General features: G+C 60.7%; 13 protein-coding genes and 3 pseudogenes. 10 read left to right on the top strand and 6 right to left on the bottom strand.

Annotation, left to right across the window (positions count from 1 at the left end; all coding sequences use genetic code 11):
• Positions 1 to 85: 85 nt before the first annotated feature.
• A pseudogene (locus tag ACZYHG_RS33350) lies at positions 86 to 798 on the top strand (IS6 family transposase).
• Positions 799 to 860: 62 nt separating this feature from the next.
• Here the strand turns inward: ACZYHG_RS33350 and ACZYHG_RS33345 are convergent.
• From ACZYHG_RS33345 to ACZYHG_RS33335, 3 genes and pseudogenes are all read right to left on the bottom strand, one after another.
• Positions 861 to 1,202 (bottom strand): annotated as a pseudogene (locus ACZYHG_RS33345) (ATP-binding cassette domain-containing protein); the annotation flags it as partial.
• 48 nt (positions 1,203 to 1,250) lie between these two features.
• On the bottom strand, positions 1,251 to 4,190 hold the full coding sequence (locus tag ACZYHG_RS33340; protein ID WP_464615256.1) for a Tn3 family transposase: 2,940 nt from the start codon (positions 4,188 to 4,190) through the stop codon (positions 1,251 to 1,253).
• A complete protein-coding gene (locus tag ACZYHG_RS33335; RefSeq protein WP_258598695.1) occupies positions 4,138 to 4,335 on the bottom strand; it encodes a hypothetical protein in 198 nt (65 codons plus the stop codon). Before ACZYHG_RS33335 ends, ACZYHG_RS33340 begins: the two co-directional genes overlap by 53 nt.
• On the opposite strand from ACZYHG_RS33335, the gene ACZYHG_RS33330 reads away from it, so the two are divergent.
• The 5 genes from ACZYHG_RS33330 to ACZYHG_RS33310 all read left to right on the top strand — a co-directional run bounded on the left by ACZYHG_RS33330 (position 4,334) and on the right by ACZYHG_RS33310 (position 7,447).
• Positions 4,334 to 4,927 carry a recombinase family protein gene (locus tag ACZYHG_RS33330; protein WP_202367918.1) on the top strand — a complete coding sequence of 198 codons (594 nt, stop codon included), beginning with the start codon at positions 4,334 to 4,336 and terminating at the stop codon, positions 4,925 to 4,927. The genes ACZYHG_RS33335 and ACZYHG_RS33330 overlap by 2 nt on opposite strands.
• Positions 4,911 to 5,543, top strand: coding sequence for a DUF7986 domain-containing protein (locus ACZYHG_RS33325; RefSeq protein ID WP_464615255.1), 633 nt, complete (start codon positions 4,911 to 4,913; stop codon positions 5,541 to 5,543). Before ACZYHG_RS33330 ends, ACZYHG_RS33325 begins: the two co-directional genes overlap by 17 nt.
• A 30-nt stretch (positions 5,544 to 5,573) precedes the next feature.
• Entirely contained in the window at positions 5,574 to 6,269 is a 696-nt protein-coding gene (locus ACZYHG_RS33320; RefSeq protein WP_464615254.1) for a hypothetical protein, read from the top strand.
• 173 nt (positions 6,270 to 6,442) lie between these two features.
• A complete protein-coding gene (locus tag ACZYHG_RS33315; RefSeq protein ID WP_258600193.1) occupies positions 6,443 to 7,063 on the top strand; it encodes a DUF433 domain-containing protein in 621 nt (206 codons plus the stop codon).
• 33 nt (positions 7,064 to 7,096) lie between these two features.
• A complete protein-coding gene (locus tag ACZYHG_RS33310) occupies positions 7,097 to 7,447 on the top strand; it encodes a DUF5615 family PIN-like protein (RefSeq protein WP_464615253.1) in 351 nt (116 codons plus the stop codon).
• A gap of 572 nt (positions 7,448 to 8,019) precedes the next feature.
• Here the strand turns inward: ACZYHG_RS33310 and ACZYHG_RS33305 are convergent.
• The 3 genes and pseudogenes from ACZYHG_RS33305 to ACZYHG_RS33295 form a co-directional block, all read right to left on the bottom strand.
• Positions 8,020 to 9,005, bottom strand: a pseudogene (locus ACZYHG_RS33305) (IS5 family transposase).
• A 16-nt stretch (positions 9,006 to 9,021) separates the two neighbouring features.
• Entirely contained in the window at positions 9,022 to 9,309 is a 288-nt protein-coding gene (locus ACZYHG_RS33300) for a helix-turn-helix domain-containing protein (protein ID WP_258600188.1), read from the bottom strand.
• Positions 9,310 to 9,542: 233 nt separating this feature from the next.
• Complete coding sequence (locus ACZYHG_RS33295) at positions 9,543 to 10,469, bottom strand: DUF418 domain-containing protein (protein ID WP_464615252.1); 927 nt, start codon at positions 10,467 to 10,469, stop codon at positions 9,543 to 9,545.
• A gap of 65 nt (positions 10,470 to 10,534) precedes the next feature.
• On the opposite strand from ACZYHG_RS33295, the gene ACZYHG_RS33290 reads away from it, so the two are divergent.
• From ACZYHG_RS33290 to ACZYHG_RS33275, 4 genes are all read left to right on the top strand, one after another.
• Positions 10,535 to 11,080, top strand: a complete 546-nt coding sequence (locus ACZYHG_RS33290; RefSeq protein WP_464615251.1) for an IS5 family transposase — start codon at positions 10,535 to 10,537, stop codon at positions 11,078 to 11,080.
• Between the two features lie 305 nt (positions 11,081 to 11,385).
• Positions 11,386 to 12,972, top strand: a complete 1,587-nt coding sequence (locus ACZYHG_RS33285) for a flavin monoamine oxidase family protein (RefSeq protein ID WP_464615250.1) — start codon at positions 11,386 to 11,388, stop codon at positions 12,970 to 12,972.
• Between the two features lie 51 nt (positions 12,973 to 13,023).
• Positions 13,024 to 13,428: a c-type cytochrome gene (locus ACZYHG_RS33280; RefSeq protein WP_183455384.1), complete on the top strand. Its 405-nt coding sequence runs from the start codon at positions 13,024 to 13,026 to the stop codon at positions 13,426 to 13,428.
• Positions 13,429 to 13,842: 414 nt separating this feature from the next.
• Entirely contained in the window at positions 13,843 to 14,937 is a 1,095-nt protein-coding gene (locus ACZYHG_RS33275; protein ID WP_464615249.1) for an IS1595 family transposase, read from the top strand.
• Positions 14,938 to 15,073 lie beyond the last annotated feature (136 nt).

The raw sequence follows: 15,073 nt of genomic DNA, 5'->3' as shown, positions 1-15,073 counted from the left end.
CTGTTTTATCCGGTTCATATCCTGCGGCCTTGAAGGGGCACCGTAACGTTAACCGGGCATCGATCAAAATGTGGGATCTGGCGGCATGACCAGATTTTCCCTTGATCCTCTTTATCGTCGCCACCGATTTCCGGCGCAGGTGATTGCCCATGCCGTTTGGCTCTATTTCCGGTTTCCGCTCAGCCTGCGGATGGTCGAGGATATGCTGGCAGCTCGTGGCATCATCGTCTCTCACCAGACCGTGCGACTTTGGGCTGAGAAATTTGGCAGACACTTTGCCAATGATATCCGGAAGCGATCGGCCGGCAAGCTCGGCGACAAATGGCATCTCGATGAGGTTGTCATCACCATCGGTGGAAAGAAACACTGGCTTTGGCGCGCCGTTGATCAGGACGGGTTTGTTCTCGACGTGTTGGTGCTGCCGTCGCAATGCCAAGGCGGCAAAGCGCTTGATGCGAAAGCTTCTGAAAGGGCAAGGCCGTTCGCCGCGTGTGATGATCACCGACAAGCTTCGATCCTACGGTGCGGCGAAGCGGGAGATCATGCCAGGCGTCGAGCATCGCTCGCACAAGGGCCTGAACAATCGGGCGGAGAACTCTCATCAACCCGTCCGACGGCGGGAGAGGATCATGAAGCGCTTCAAGTCAGCGCGACATCTTCAGCGTTTCGTTTCCGTCCACGACCCGATCGCCAACCTCTTTAACGTTCCGCCACGATATTCCATCCACCCACCATCGAGAACTGCGAGCAACTGCCATGCAAGCATGGCGCCAAATCGCGCGCCTTCACGCCGAATGAACCAAAGCCTCACTCCCAGATCTTGTTTTCACAGCGTTAAGTTTACGGTGCCTCCGCACCTGTCAGGTAGATCCGGTTTGCGCTCGCCACAAGCGAGCGTAAGCGCCTTCAGTTTTCACCAGATCAGCATGCCTTCCCTCAGCAACAACCCGCCCCTTGTCCAATACCACTATTTTGTCGGCCCGACGGATGGTGCTGAGCCGATGAGAGATGGCGACGATGGTCTTGCCGTCCCGACGCAGATCCTCAACCACCCGCAGGACAAACGCCTCGGCGACCGAGTTGAGAGAGGAGGTCGCTTCGTCGAGGATCAGGATCTCCGGATCCCGGTACAGAGCACGAGCCAACGCAAGGCGCTGCTTCTCGCCCCCGGAGAGGCGCACGCCGTTCTCGCCTAGATAGGCCCCAGTGCATTATTGGGACACAGATATACGGTAGGCATGTCGGCGCCGTCATGAGGCGTCAATCCTAAGCGGCAGGAACCCTTCGCCATCGACCATGAGATGGTCTGACCAGACGTAATCGCCCGTGATGTTGATATGGTCCCAGCCCAACGGCGAGAGCTGCGGGATTACCCGCTCATCGAATGCCGTTCCGCGCCGGCGCATCGCTTCGACGACGCGACCGAGATAGCGGCAGTTGAACAGGATGATGGCTGCGGTGACGAGGTTGAGGGCGGCGGCTCGGCTGGCCTGGTTTTCGTGCCCACGGTCCCGGAAACGCCCAAGGCGGTGGAAAGCCACTGCTCGGGAGAGCGAGTTCTTCGCTTCGCCCTTGTTGAGTTCGGCGGTGACGAGCCGGCGGAGCTCGGGATCCTCGAACCAGCGCAAGGTGAACAGCGTGCGCTCGATGCGGCCGATTTCGCGCAACGCGGCGGCCAGACTGTTTTGCTGCCGGTAAGCGCTAAGTTTCTTCAGGATGAGCGACGGTGTCACCACCCGGTTCCTGAGCGCCTGGATTATCCTTTGAACATCCTCCCAGTGTGTCCGGATCAACCCGGCGTCGAGGCGATGGCCGAACAACGGCGCCAGTGGACCGTACCGCGCTTTCGGCTCGAACGCGTAGAGTTTGCGATCCGACAGGCGCGGGATACGGGGTTCGAAGGAAAGTCCGAGCAGGTGCATGACGGCGAAGACGATGTCCGACGCGCCACCACCATCGACATGAAGTGCTGCGACGTTCACGCTGCTCTCGTGACCGAGGATGCCGTCCAATGAATGGATGGCTTCTCCGGCGGTGCCAGCTATGACCTTCTGGTGGAGCGGCGCGTAACGGTCGGTGATCGTGGTGTAGATTTTGACGATCGGATCGCGGCCGTAATGCGCGTTGACGGCGCCGCCAGCTTCGCCGGGGCCGCCGAGATAAAAGGCCTGCCCGTCCGCCGATGCCCGCCACCCTTCGCCGAACCAGGCCGACAGCGGCTCGGCGTGGATCGCATCGGTGAGGCCGGCGAGTGCCGCCCGGAATGTGTCCTCACGCATGTGCCATGTCTGCATCCGCAATAGCGCCCGACGGGAGCCTGCTCCGCTTATCTCGGCCATGCGCGACAAGCCAAGGTTCGTCGCCTCGGCGATGAGCGTCGCCATGAAGGCGCGAATGTTGTCGGGTGGCAGACTGGTCGAGACGTGACCGAATTGACTTGTGAATCCTGTCCAGCGGTCGACCTGATCGAGCATGTCGGTAATCCGCACGCGCGGCATCAGCCGGTAGATGGCGGCGGAAACGGCGCCGGCGCCCTCGGCCTCGTTGTCCTTCTGCTCCTTCGGGAAACGGAGCTTGCCGCCGGTGAACATGGCCACATCCTTGCCCGACAGCCCGCGCGCCGTGGCAAGGAGGGCGGCATCGAGTTCGGCCGCGCGAGCCTCTATGTAGGTCTCGGCACCAACCACCGGAACGGTCGGCAGCCGCGAAGGGGGGAGGTTCGTTGCAGGCGAAGCCGGCGTAAGGAGCGTATCGAGCGAGCGATGGATTCGCGATGTCGGCACCCACACGTCACCGCTGGCGAGAGCGTTGGACAGTGCGAAGAAAGTGACGAGTTCGTAGTAGGTCCGGTCAACCGAACCCTCCTTGAAGACGTGTCGATACCAGCGTCTTTCGATATGGCCGAGAGGCAAACTCGCCGGTAATGACTTGCGCCAGTCACCGCCAAGGTCGCGCAGAACGGTAGCCGCTGAAAGCAATGGCTGAGACGCCCGACGCCCCTCGAACGTGAAGCTCGCCAGGAGTCGGGCGCCGATCTGCTTGAACACGCGGTGCTCGTGGGAAAGCTCGCCGAGTACGTCCGGCCTTCCGGGACGAATTGTACGCCGAATGATGGCGGCGTCGGCTTCGACGACGTCGAGCGCCGCGATCGCGGTGACGGCCGCTTTGATGTCGCCGTCTTTCCTCGCGGTCCTCACCAAAGCGTCCAGCACATCGGCGATGCGAGTCAGCCGTGTTCGGCCCTGTTCGGTGGAGGCGGCGATCGTCTCCTCGAGCCGCTTTCGGGCACGCAGGTTCGCGCGGCCGACGAGCGACTGGAACATGGTAAGCGCGCCATCGGTCAGCGCGATCCCGAGTTCGCTCAGCGTCGCCATCATGATGGTGTGCCGGCGGGCAGGTCCCATCTGCTGAAAAGCCTGCGCCGTATAGAGGCTGCCCTCCTTCGCCATCTGCGCCATGCGGGGCCCGAGGCCGGGACGCGAAACAACAACATCGCCGCCAATCGTGCGGACGAGGGTGAGCTTGTCGAGAAGTTCGAGAAGCGGCCTCCCACCGACCCTGGAGGGCGGCTCACGCAGCCAAGACAGCCGGCTTTGGCGGACATGTATCTTATCCGACAGAAGTGCATCAAGCTGCAGACGCTGCGCATCCGATAGAAGAGAATTGATCTCAGCTACCACAGCGGCATCGGCCGCGTGCATCGCCGCGGCGGCCATGCGCTCGACCACGCTGATGCCGGGAATAATGATCTGCTCGGCGCGCATCCGTTCGATCAGCCGATCGAGCAGCACGCGCCCGTCGGTCAAACCGACGGCTTCGCGCTCCGCCCAGGCGGCGAGTTCTGCTCGCGTCGGCCTGGTGAAATCCCGAAAACCATGACGCTGTTTGATCGCCGCCAGTTGTTCATATCGGGTGGCTCCACGTCGGGCGAACAAGGATATCGCTTCGGCATCGGCACCGACCTGTTCTGCGATATGATCGAGCATGATGCCCGGCAGGAATTCGCCGCGCCGAAGATATCGACCGGGGTAGCGCAGGCAACAGAGCTGAAGCGCGTAACCGAGCCGGGTCTCGGGCATCCGGCTTTGGGCGATCGCCGCGAGGTCATCGGAGGTGAGGCTATGATACCGGACGGTTTCATCTTCCCTGTCCGGCAATGCCAAAAGCTTCTCCCGCTGCGTCTTCGTCATCGATATCCGAGCCGGCATCGTTCATCCCTTCACAAACCACTTGCCTTACGACGTCATAATGAAAGAGGATTGTGAAAGGCTCTGCACCTAAATTCTCGTAGATGCCGGCGGCCTTCCATAAACGACCGTTTTCGAAAGGAACCATGGTGCTGATCGGCTATGCCCGCGTGAGCAAGGGGGACGACCAGTCGAACAAGGCGCAAGCCAAGGCTCTCGCCGATGCAGGTTGCAAGCGCATCTTCAAGGAAGAAGCGTCTGGCGGTCGCTGGGAACGGCCTGAATTACACAGGATGCTTGATCACTTGAGGCAGGGCGACACCGTTGTCGTCTGGAAGCTCGACCGCCTGTCACGCTCGCTCAAGGACGTACTGCATATCATGGAGCGGATCGAGACCGCCGGTGCCGGATTCCGCTCTCTGACTGAGGCGATCGATACAACGACGCCGGCAGGGCGGATGATGATGCAGATGGTCGGTTCCTTCGCCGAATTCGAGCGCGCCATGATCCGCGAACGCACCTGCGCCGGGTTGGCCTTGGCGCGATCCGAGGGCAGGATCGGCGGCCGCCGCAAGAAGCTCAATCCAAAGAAACGGCTGGAAATCGCCGAGAGTGTCTTGTCCGGACGCAAGTCAGCCGCTGAAATGGCGCGGCTCTACGAAGTCAGCCAGCCAACGGTATCGAGAATTATAGCCGAGCACAGACGGAAGGTGGGAAAAGGCCATGCCCAACAGCCATGACCTCAAGGGTCTGATGAAGTTCCTCTCCCGCGACGAATGGCGTGATTGTTTCGAAGGCACTCTCGACGATCATTTCGGGCCGGTTCTCGACGCCAGCAACATGGAGTTCGATGATCTGGCCGAGATGCTCGGCGATCATTGGGCAATGACGCTTTGGGGCTGCGCCTTCGAGGATTTCCTCACTCAGGATTTCGACGTCGAGGGCGGCAATATCGCTGACGACTATCTGAAGCGGCGCGGTTGGAAGGAAGGCGCCCAGGCAAAAGCTTATATGAAGGCGCTCCGGACGTCGGTCATGAGCCTCTACGAAGTCAGCGACATCGTGTCGGGCAAATCCCTGATGGCCCGCGATCTCATCCGCGGTGGTGATCCTGTCCTGGTCAGCGAGGGCACTGCCACGAAGACATTGCAGCAATGGGACAGGGTTGCGGCCAGAGTCGTTCCCGTTGCGGGCAAGAACATCATTGGCGGAGGATTGCTACCGTTCACACCGGAAGCTTCCGACGCGCTGTTCGATGGTTTGCGGGCGATCTTTGGCAAGGGTCGGTCCAAAAAACTGCCCGTACCAACAAACGAAGAACTTCAACAGGCCGCGCCGGTATTTACCCTCTCATAGCTGTTCGACACCCTGGACCGGACGATGCGGATGGAGCAGACCACCTTCGAGAATGGCGACGGCGACGCAATCATCTTCCACGATGTCCGCTTTCCGCTGGCATCCGGGATCACCCCGAAAGAAATCACCGCCCAGTTGAAGACAGTCCCGGCTCTGCGACAGGAGAACGCGAAATTCTGGAACTGGCTTGGCGACATCCCGAAGGGAAGGCTCAAGGCCGGCAAATCTGGAAACCTCGCATGGGACACTTCCATGGAGGACGGCGCGCGGGTGCTGGGCAATGTGGAACTGAAGGGCCGCTTCCTGCACCTGTCGACCAATTCCGCCGCCCGAGCCGAAAAAGGAACGGCGCTGATGCAGGGGGCGCTGAACGATCTGGTTGGAAAGCCGCTCACCGAAATCCGTACCGTCGAGCAAATGATGGTCGAAAGGCCCGTCCACAAGGATACGGCTCGTCCGGAGCTGCCACCCGAGATCGCCACAAAAGTCGTTCATGAGTTTTTGGACAAGCAGTATCGCGAAACCCTCGATCAGCCCGTCGGAATGCTGGGTAATATTTCCCCGCGCGAGGCCATCAAAACCGCCAAGGGTCGCGAGAAGGCCGCCGAATGGCTCAAATATCTTGAAAACCGTTCTTCAAGCCAGCCTGACCCCAACGATCCCATGGCGACCTATGATTTCCAGTGGATCTGGACCGAACTCGGTATCGAAAATCTTCGCCGATAATCGCTACCGTATATCTGTGTCCCTATAATGTACTGGAGCCCGTCAGGAAACTTCCCCTCCCCCCTCTGCCTCCAGGCCTCACACCGGCGCCGGCCGCCTGCCGCAAAGCTTTCGCTGGACTGCGGACGGCAGAGTGACTATATATCTTCCATGAACGTGGAAGGATTATTGTCATGCCGGGGTTTAGCAGCGAAGTGCTCACCGCCAATGAGGCGGCGGCGGTAACGCAGGTGCCGCTCAAGCAGGTGCATCGCATTATCGATGCCGGATTGCTACGCGGCCGTGTCGAGACACGCCGCGGCAGCCGCGTCATCATCGGAGCGGGTCTCGTCGGCCTACGCCTCGCCTGGCTGACGGCGGAGACGCTGACGCCTGCCGCGCGGCGGCGGATCGTCGAGCACGCCATTGCCGATGATGCTGCGCCCGTGGTCGCGGACGATCCGCTTAAGGTCGACCTGAAGCCGATCACCGCCGGGGTAAGGACCGGCCTCACCCGGCTGAGGAAAGCCAAGGCCATGGTGGCGCGCGATCCAGCGGTACTTAGCGGTCAGCCGGCCTTTGTGGGAACACGCGTGCTTGTTCATGACGTTGCCGACATGCTCGCCAATGGCGATACGCCAGAGACGATCCGTGCCGCCTATCCGCAACTGACTCTCGACCAGATCGGGCTCGCGGCCGACTATGCGCTCGCCTATCCGCGGCGTGGCCGTCCGCCGGTCAAGCCGGCGTGGCGCAGCACGGCGGCGAAGTCGACACGCACAATCCGTCTCGACGATCTGCCGGCCGTTTCGTGAAATTCCTGATCGACGAATGCCTGAGCCCAGAGCTTGCGAAACTGGCGCGCGAACGGGGTTTTCCCGAGTTCGAGCCATGTGCGCTGGCTGGGCCTCGCCGGCGCCAAGGACCATATGGTGACCCGGCGCGCGGTCGATGACGGCTATGTGCTCGTCACGCACAACACGACCGACTTTCGCGGCCTCTATCGCCGCGAGGAGTTGCATGTCGGGCTGGTCGCCTTCAACACCGCCCCTGGCCTGATGAGCCTCGATCTCCAGCACAGGCTCTTTCATCTCGCCCTTTCGGAGCTCGGTGGCGAGGAGGCATGGAACGAAGTGCTGGAGATTACGGTGGATGTCGCGCGTACCGTCAATATCGATCGGTTCAACCTCCCCGCCTGACGGACCTCCGCGTTCGTTTCCTGCAATCGGGCTGCGAGAAGCCGCCCTTCGCACAACGAAAAAGCCCGCCGCGGGAGGAGGTGCGGCGGGCTTGATTTGGACGACAGCATTCGGGAGGAATAAATGCCGTCCCTGATCGCCAAGGTCGGGAGGAGGTGACCTGGACGAAACTCGATACCGACAAGCTACTCCCTTCCACGCTCTCGAGAAGCATTAATTGTGCATAGCAGCATTGCGATTTTGTGCGGCGCACACCTGGACCTGAGAGATGTGTTTGCCAGACCGGCAGCGCAGGCCGTGTGCTGCGCGCCGCAGCGATGCACATGTTCGGACACTGGCAGCCTCAGCAGCCCAGTGACATTCATACTCCTCGGCGCGCAGCATGCGGTATCATGCTGCCAGATCGAGCAGCTTTCTTGGCCTTGCCCTCCATCTCCAGGCGAACATCCTGATGCGGCTTGTCGCGTGCCACCCGCGTAATGCCCTGCACGAAGTCGAAAATCGAGGCGGGCGGGTGCGGCGTTGGTGCATGGGTCCGGACTTGAGCGGATGTCGATCTTTGAAGCGGCAGACTATGCCGTGGCCGCCTTGCGGCGGGCGGATTTCGGGCGTGCGCAGGCAAGCATGCGGTTGAGGACGGAGCAGCCGATGGCGACTTCGGTCTTCTGAACGGGAAGCGACCGTGCCCGCAAACGCCGCCCGATGGTGGACTTGTATCGCCCTATGGCGGTCTCGACCAGCGAGCGTTTGCCATAACCGTTGGAGACCTGCCATTTCATCCGGCCGTCTCTGCCGATTGCGGCGATATGCTGGTCCCTTTGGCCGGCAGGTCTATCGTCGAATGGTTCGACCGCGTTGACGCGAGGCGGAATGACGATTGCGGCGGCAGCGCTATGATCGATGACTGCGTCGTAAGTCGGTTTTCCGTCATAGGCGCCGTCAGCAGTAAACTGTCCGATCGGACCGCCAATCTGGTCGAGTAGTGGCTCAACTTGAGAGACATCGCCAGTGTCCTGATCAGTCAGGGTATGGGCAATGATCTCGCCGCTGTCGGCATCCAGGGCCAGATGCAGCTTGCGCCAACTGCGACGGGATCTGGCGCCGTGCTTCTCCTCCAGCCACTGACCCGCGCCGTAGAGCTGCAGGCCGGTGCTGTCGACAAGAACATGCACTGGTCCCTCCGGCGCAACCTGGCGATCATGACGTTTGTTGGGCGATTGCCATTTCCGCGCCCGACGGCTCAGGGTGGTATGATCGGGGACAGCGCCAGCCCCATCAGTTGCAGCACCGATTCCAGCAAGCCTTCTGCCTGGCGCAGCCGCAGGCCAAACACAAGGCCCAGCGTCAAGGTGGTCTCGATCGCCAGATCAGAATAGCGGTGCTGGCCGCCACGTGTCTTGCGTCTTGGCGCTTGCCACCCGGACAGGGCTTCCGGCGTCCCCCACAGGGTCAAACTGCCGCGATGACGAAGTCCTGCCTCATATTCTGGCCAGTTCGTCACCCTGAACTTCATCTTCTCAATACGATGGCGGCGGCTGGTATTGTGTTTGAAAGGCATGGCTACGCTACAAAGGCTATTGCGGTGACCGCTTGCCTAAACCCACACCAATAAAAGATCCGTGCACCAACGCCACTGCACTCTGCAGCTGTGCGGCCCCGTCAACTCCTGCCGTCCTGGCCGGCCGGCCGCGCCGACGTGACTTCAGATTACCATGAAGCCTGAGATGATCACGCCACTCGTAAAGTCGTTGGCGACTGATACCAACCTCATCTGCCAACTTGCTGACGGTTTCGCCCGCCTCCATGCGCCGGAGAAGCTCCAGCTTTTGGTCATCATCAATAACTCTTTGCCGTCCGGCCATGCTCCAGTTTCCTCTCCTTGCGGGGAAACTGTCCGCGATTTTCCTTGTCTCAGTCTGGGGGTGCACTCCACCACTGTCCGGGAATTAGCGGAACCCCTGTCCGGCTTTTGCGAAATGCGCACACAAGGGCGATCAGGGTTGTAGGAAGTCCCCTCCCCTGCCGCGAACAAGCTTTGAACAAAATCCAGCTTTGCTATCTGTAATGTGATCGGGAGGCCGGAGCGCCGTGCTGCTTAGCGGATGTGACGCGCGAGATCTGTGATCCTACCCATCAGCACTTCCATCGGTCCTCGCTGGAAGACGCGCAGCCAAAGCACCGCGAAAGTGCTGATAACCACGACGAAGCCAAAGAGCATGGACAGGCTCCCGTCTTCTCCTTCATACAAATCTATTTTCATAATGTGCTTGAAATAGGCTATTGCCACCAAGTGCAGCACATAGGCCGTCAAAGGCATCGAGCCGACCGCGATTATGGGCCCGACCAGCTTTCGCAGATGCGGGAGCGCATTCATAGCGAGCCAGCAAGCCGCAATGACAATCATTGCGCAACCGGTTCTGCCCAGGATCGAGAATGTCGTCTTGCTATAAGGTTCGGTAAACAGCGATTCCTGAAACGCCGCAGGTACACCGGGCAGCAAACGCAGCGCGAGCCAGGATCCCCCATAGCCCAACACGGCCAGCGCGACCCCGGCTAGACCAAGGCGCCAATGCATTGCTTGCGTATCAAGGCTAAGGCGCGCAATGGCCATGCCTGCTATCACGAAAGGAACCCAGCTTATCGCGGGATAATCGCCGTTGACCATGAGCTCGAACACCGGGTCCAAAGACTCCTCAAACAACAGAAGGAGGGAGCGCATTTGCGGGAGAACCAATGCGGTCCCAGCAGCGAGCAAGCCGAGTTGCTGTGCGCTGAGCCGATGGAGCGGCAGGACCAACAAGAAGCAGATTCCGTAGTATTCCAGGATGACCGGAATCCCCGTACCGAGGCAGGTCAGGATTGAGCCAAGCGCGAGCAAAACAAGGGCACGAATTGCGACGCTGGCAACTGCCTGTCTGCCGGCTACCCCCGACTTCGGCGTCTCGCGGCCGGTAATCAGGATGATCGAATAACCGGCCAATACGGCAAACAGGGCGGACGCCCGCCCCTGGGTTAGTTCCATCAGATTCCCGACCAGTCCTACGTCGGGGATGGGACCACCGACATAATCAGCTTGATGCGAGTGCCATGCCGTACAAACATGGCGCCAGATCACGTCGCAACTGGCGCAAGCTGCATCTGGCAGTGGATGCCAAAAGTGGCGCGATCATTGCCCAAAGGCTGACAGATCAGGACACGGATGATCCTTCCCAGGTGGCACCGCTGCTCGATCAGATCGACGGCGAGATCGACCAGTTCACAGCCGACGGAGCCTATGACGGCAAGCCAACCTATCGGTCTATCCTGCAGCACAGCGCAACCGCGAACATCGTCATTCCACCGCGTTCCACGGCGGTGGAAAGCGGTGATACCGGACCGCCTGGTCAAAGGGACAAGCACATTGCCGCAATCGCAAGCGACGGTCGGCTGAAATGGCAGGCAGCCACCGGCTACGGCAAGCGGGCGCTGAGCGAAACAGCCGTCGGACGATACAAGGGGCTGATCGGACGGCGCCTGCGAGCACGCTCTCTTCCGGCTCAACAGACCGAGGTTGCCATCGGTTGCATCGTTCTCAACCGCATGCTGGCATGGGCACGCCCGGAGTCTATCCGGCGTCAAGTCACGCAGGCATAACCAACATTAAAGATCGAAATGCGTTCGATTTCATATCCGCGCACCAACGCCCATTTTTACCCGTCGATCATCATCATTACTGGTCGTGTCTCATCAGGTGGTGTAGCTCGGTGGTTACGAAGCCGCTCGCGAGCGTTCTCTTGCAAATCCGGCGCTCGGCGTCACGCGATCGATGGGTGATCGCTAACAGCGACGCCCGGCGGTCGGCAGGCCGGTAGACAATCGTCTGAGGCCGGTCTACCCCTGACCCGCTGCCCCCGCCCGGTTATTCTCGTCCTTGCGATCCCCCTGAAAGAGTAGTTCCGATGCTTCCTCCCCAACTCAGCCGCCGCGATCTCCTGACCATGATCGGCGCGCTTGCCGGCAGTGAGGCCATGTATCAGGCCATGACGACCCTGGGCTTCGCGCAGGAGTCGCCCTACAAGGGTCCGATCAAGCTGGACGGCGATCCGAAAGGGGCTTCCGTTCTCGTACTCGGCGGCGGACTGGCCGGCATGGTCGCTGCGTACGAGCTCAGCAAGGTCGGTTACAAGGTGCAGGTTCTGGAGTACAGGGAAAAAGCCGGCGGTCGCTGCTGGTCGCTGCGTGGCGGCGACAATTACACCGAGCTCGGCGGCTTCGAGCAGGAATGCAAGTTCGACGAGGGTCTTTATATCAATCCCGGCCCGTGGCGTATCCCTTACCATCACCATGCCGTGCTGGATTACTGCAAGCGGCTCGGCGTCAAACTCGAGGCGTTCGTGCAGGTGAACCACAACGCCTACTTGCATTCGGTCAAGGCGTTCGAAGGCAAGCCGCAGCGCTACCGCCATGTCAGCGCGGATTTCAACGGCCATGTCGCCCAGCTGCTTTCCAAGGTGACGAAGCAGGGTGGACTCGACCAGGCGGTCTCGACGGAGGACCGGGAGAAGCTGCTGGAAGCGTTGCAGAGCTGGGGCGCGCTTGACGAAAACTACGCTTACGTCGCTGGCACTCACAGCAGCGAGCGGCGAGGCTTTGATATTGAACCGGGCGGCGGCCAGATGCCGCTGGCCAAGCCATCGCAGCCGATAGGGCTCTCCGACATCTTGCAATCCGGCCTGTGGAGCAGCCTTAGCACTGGCAGTCTCTATGACTACCAGACCACGATGCTGCAGCCGGTCGGCGGCATGGACATGATAGCCAGGGCGTTCGAGAGGGAAGTCGGCAGCCTTACCAAATACAACGTGAAGGTCACGGAGATCGACCAGGACGACGAAAGCGTCACCATCCGCTACGAGGATGCGCGAAAGGGCGGCGAGGCGCAGACCGCCACCGCTGACTGGTGTATCTGCACCGTGCCGTTCTCCGTGCTCAGCCAGATCAAAACCAAGGTGTCGACCGAAACGAAGGCGGCGATTGACAACCTGCCTTACGGTGCCGCGATCAAGGTGGGATTGCAGTTCAAGCGCCGCTTTTGGGAAGAGGACGAACACATCTACGGCGGCATCACCTACACCGATCTGCCCAACACGCTGATCTCCTATCCCAGCACCGACTATCACAGCCCGGGCAAGGGCGTGCTTCTCGGCGCCTTTTCATTGGAGGCCTGGGCTTACGAGTTCACGTCGCTGCCGCCGGAAGAGCGCATCCAGAAGGCGCTGGAGTACGGGGCTCAGATCCATCCGCAATACAAAGACGAGTTCGACAACGGCGTTGCCGTCGGCTGGCACCGCGTGCCATGGACGCTCGGCTGCTATGGCGAATGGACCGAGGAGAAGCGCAAGGAACACTATCATGCGGCAAGCTCGATCGACGGGCGCATCGCCATGGCCGGCGAGCACATCTCCTACATGCCGGCCTGGATGGAAGGAGCGATCCTGTCTTCGCTCGATGCGATCGGGCGTCTCCACCAACGCGTGGTCAGCGGCTGACGGCCCGCCGCCAGCCAGCTCGCCCTGATCGCAATCTGGAGACTTTTGGACATGAACCGGATCACCTCTTTCGCCGCCACCGTTGCCGTTGCGGCTTTCGCTGCGTTTCCTGTTTTTGGGCAATCGTCCGACTCGACCGGTTTTGGCAATGCCTCGAAGATCCAACCCAGAGATGGCGCCGGCATTTACGCGGCGATCTGCCGGGGTTGCCACATGCCGGAAGGCGTCGGCGCAGTCGGGGCCGGCAAATATCCGGCGCTCGCCAAGAACGAGAAGCTCGAAGCGGGCGCTTATCCGGTCGTCATGGTGGTCAAGGGTCAGAAGGCGATGCCGCCGCTCGGCTCCTATCTCGATGACGAGCAGGTGACGGCCGTGGTTAATTACATCCGTACCAATTTCGGCAACAACTACACGGATGCGGTGACTGTCGAAGACGTGCAGGCGGCGCGCCCGTAAACCCGGCCTGAACAGGTCATTGCAGGCGCATTACCGGCGGGCGCACGCTGACCTTCCTTGTCCGCGGCTATCTCGAACAGGAGTTGGTGCCGCTACGCTCTAAACTCCAGGCCACGAAAGCACTGGGCTGGAAAACGCCCGCTGAGGCGCTTGACGAGTGGTTGCGGTAGGTCAAACAGATTGGTGTTGCGACGACCGGCCTGAATCCGCCCAATTTTCGTGCGCTGCCCATTCCGGTCTTCTCAACCTGCACGGCACCCAGCCAAGCATGAGCCGCGTTGGCACTAGGACAATGCGGGGTCGGAACAAGAGCAGTGCGAAATCGTACGCGGTCTTTATCAACCAAAGACCGCAATATCCTTGTGATCTCCGGCCTTTCATGCGATTCTTCGGGCTGATCTGCAGGAGATGAGAATGCCTGAAATGCTTGCAGCGCTTTCCAACATTCGGACTGTTGAAGAAATGATCGCGGCCTTCCGGGATGAGCAGCATTGCCGTCGGTTGCTGGAAAGCATGGTGTGGCCCGATGGCCGGATCTGCCCCGCCTGCGGATACAAACGTTCGATTGCGCTTGCCGGCCGCGATACCGGCAAGCGGCGCGCCCGACCGGGTCTTTATCAATGTTCCAGCGGCGATTGCCGGTACCAGTTCACGGTGACGACACACACGCCTCTGCACTCCACGAAGCTTCCCTTGCGTGTTTGGCTGAAGGCAATGTGGCTGTTACTGCAATCCGACAAGGGCTTGTCGTCGGTGCGCCTGGCCGAGGCGCTCGGGGTGAGCCAGCCAACGGCCTGGCGGATGGGACATGCACTGCGTCTCATGGTGGCGCGGGAGAACATGCTCGTCGGCACGATTGAGATCGACCATTTCCATCTCGGGGGAAGTCCCCGAAAGCGGCCGGATGACCCACCTCCGGGACGGGGCCGGAAAGGCCAGGCGAATACGGACAAAACGCCAGTCATGGCCATGGTGCAGCGGCCGACCGACGTCACGCCCGGCGCTCCGTCCGGTGACGCGCGTGCCGCGGTCGTGACCAGTCTCTCGGCGCGAGCAAGCGAACGCGTCATTGAAGCGCAGATCGAATTGGGAGCTCATTTGATGAGCGACGAGTGGAAGGCATTCATGGCCATTGGTGAGAGCTTTGCCAAGCACGAGACCGTGAAGCATTCCAGCGGTGAGTATGTCCGGGACGCCGTCCACGTCAATTCGGTCGAAGGTTTCAACTCCCGCGTCCGCCGTACCATCGCCGGCGTCTTTCATCATATCAGCCCGCAGCATGCCGACCTGTATTTCCACGAGATCGGCTTCCGATGGTCGCAGCGCGTCGTCACAGGAAACGTCATTCGCAAAACCCGGCATGGCCGGGAGAGCGTGCGAACCCTGTGGTCGCGCGTGCCGCCTGCGCTGCAATTGACGAATGTTTTTCGCACCGCCACGGGTCGTCAGATGCGCCGAAGCCCGGATGGCGGCATCATCATCAAATCAGCCGTAGCTGTCTTTGGTTGATAAAGGCCGCGTACGATTTCGCACTGCTCTTGTTCCGACCCCTACTCCCCCGATTATCCCGGATTTAAATCAAATCCGTCTGTGGATATTGACGATTGCGCGACCCTCACCTCGTAGACGGCTAATGCGGGCGGCT

It is taken from the genome of Mesorhizobium subarcticum, from assembly GCF_055456085.1.
The sequence above is the reverse complement of the archived record's forward strand: the minus strand, read 5'-3'. Positions and strand labels throughout refer to the sequence as shown.

Excerpts from the sequence above, each read along its gene's own strand:
- ACZYHG_RS33340 (WP_464615256.1), bottom strand. The coding sequence starts at position 4,190 with ATGACGAAGACGCAGCGGGAGAAGCTTTTGGCATTGCCGGACAGGGAA.
- ACZYHG_RS33330 (WP_202367918.1), top strand. The coding sequence starts at position 4,334 with ATGGTGCTGATCGGCTATGCCCGCGTGAGCAAGGGGGACGACCAGTCG.
- ACZYHG_RS33335 (WP_258598695.1), bottom strand. The coding sequence starts at position 4,335 with ATGGTTCCTTTCGAAAACGGTCGTTTATGGAAGGCCGCCGGCATCTAC.
- ACZYHG_RS33325 (WP_464615255.1), top strand. The coding sequence starts at position 4,911 with ATGCCCAACAGCCATGACCTCAAGGGTCTGATGAAGTTCCTCTCCCGC.
- ACZYHG_RS33320 (WP_464615254.1), top strand. The coding sequence starts at position 5,574 with ATGGAGCAGACCACCTTCGAGAATGGCGACGGCGACGCAATCATCTTC.
- ACZYHG_RS33315 (WP_258600193.1), top strand. The coding sequence starts at position 6,443 with ATGCCGGGGTTTAGCAGCGAAGTGCTCACCGCCAATGAGGCGGCGGCG.
- ACZYHG_RS33300 (WP_258600188.1), bottom strand. The coding sequence starts at position 9,309 with ATGGCCGGACGGCAAAGAGTTATTGATGATGACCAAAAGCTGGAGCTT.
- ACZYHG_RS33295 (WP_464615252.1), bottom strand. The coding sequence starts at position 10,469 with ATGGAACTAACCCAGGGGCGGGCGTCCGCCCTGTTTGCCGTATTGGCC.
- ACZYHG_RS33290 (WP_464615251.1), top strand. The coding sequence starts at position 10,535 with ATGCCGTACAAACATGGCGCCAGATCACGTCGCAACTGGCGCAAGCTG.
- ACZYHG_RS33285 (WP_464615250.1), top strand. The coding sequence starts at position 11,386 with ATGCTTCCTCCCCAACTCAGCCGCCGCGATCTCCTGACCATGATCGGC.
- ACZYHG_RS33280 (WP_183455384.1), top strand. The coding sequence starts at position 13,024 with ATGAACCGGATCACCTCTTTCGCCGCCACCGTTGCCGTTGCGGCTTTC.
- ACZYHG_RS33275 (WP_464615249.1), top strand. The coding sequence starts at position 13,843 with ATGCCTGAAATGCTTGCAGCGCTTTCCAACATTCGGACTGTTGAAGAA.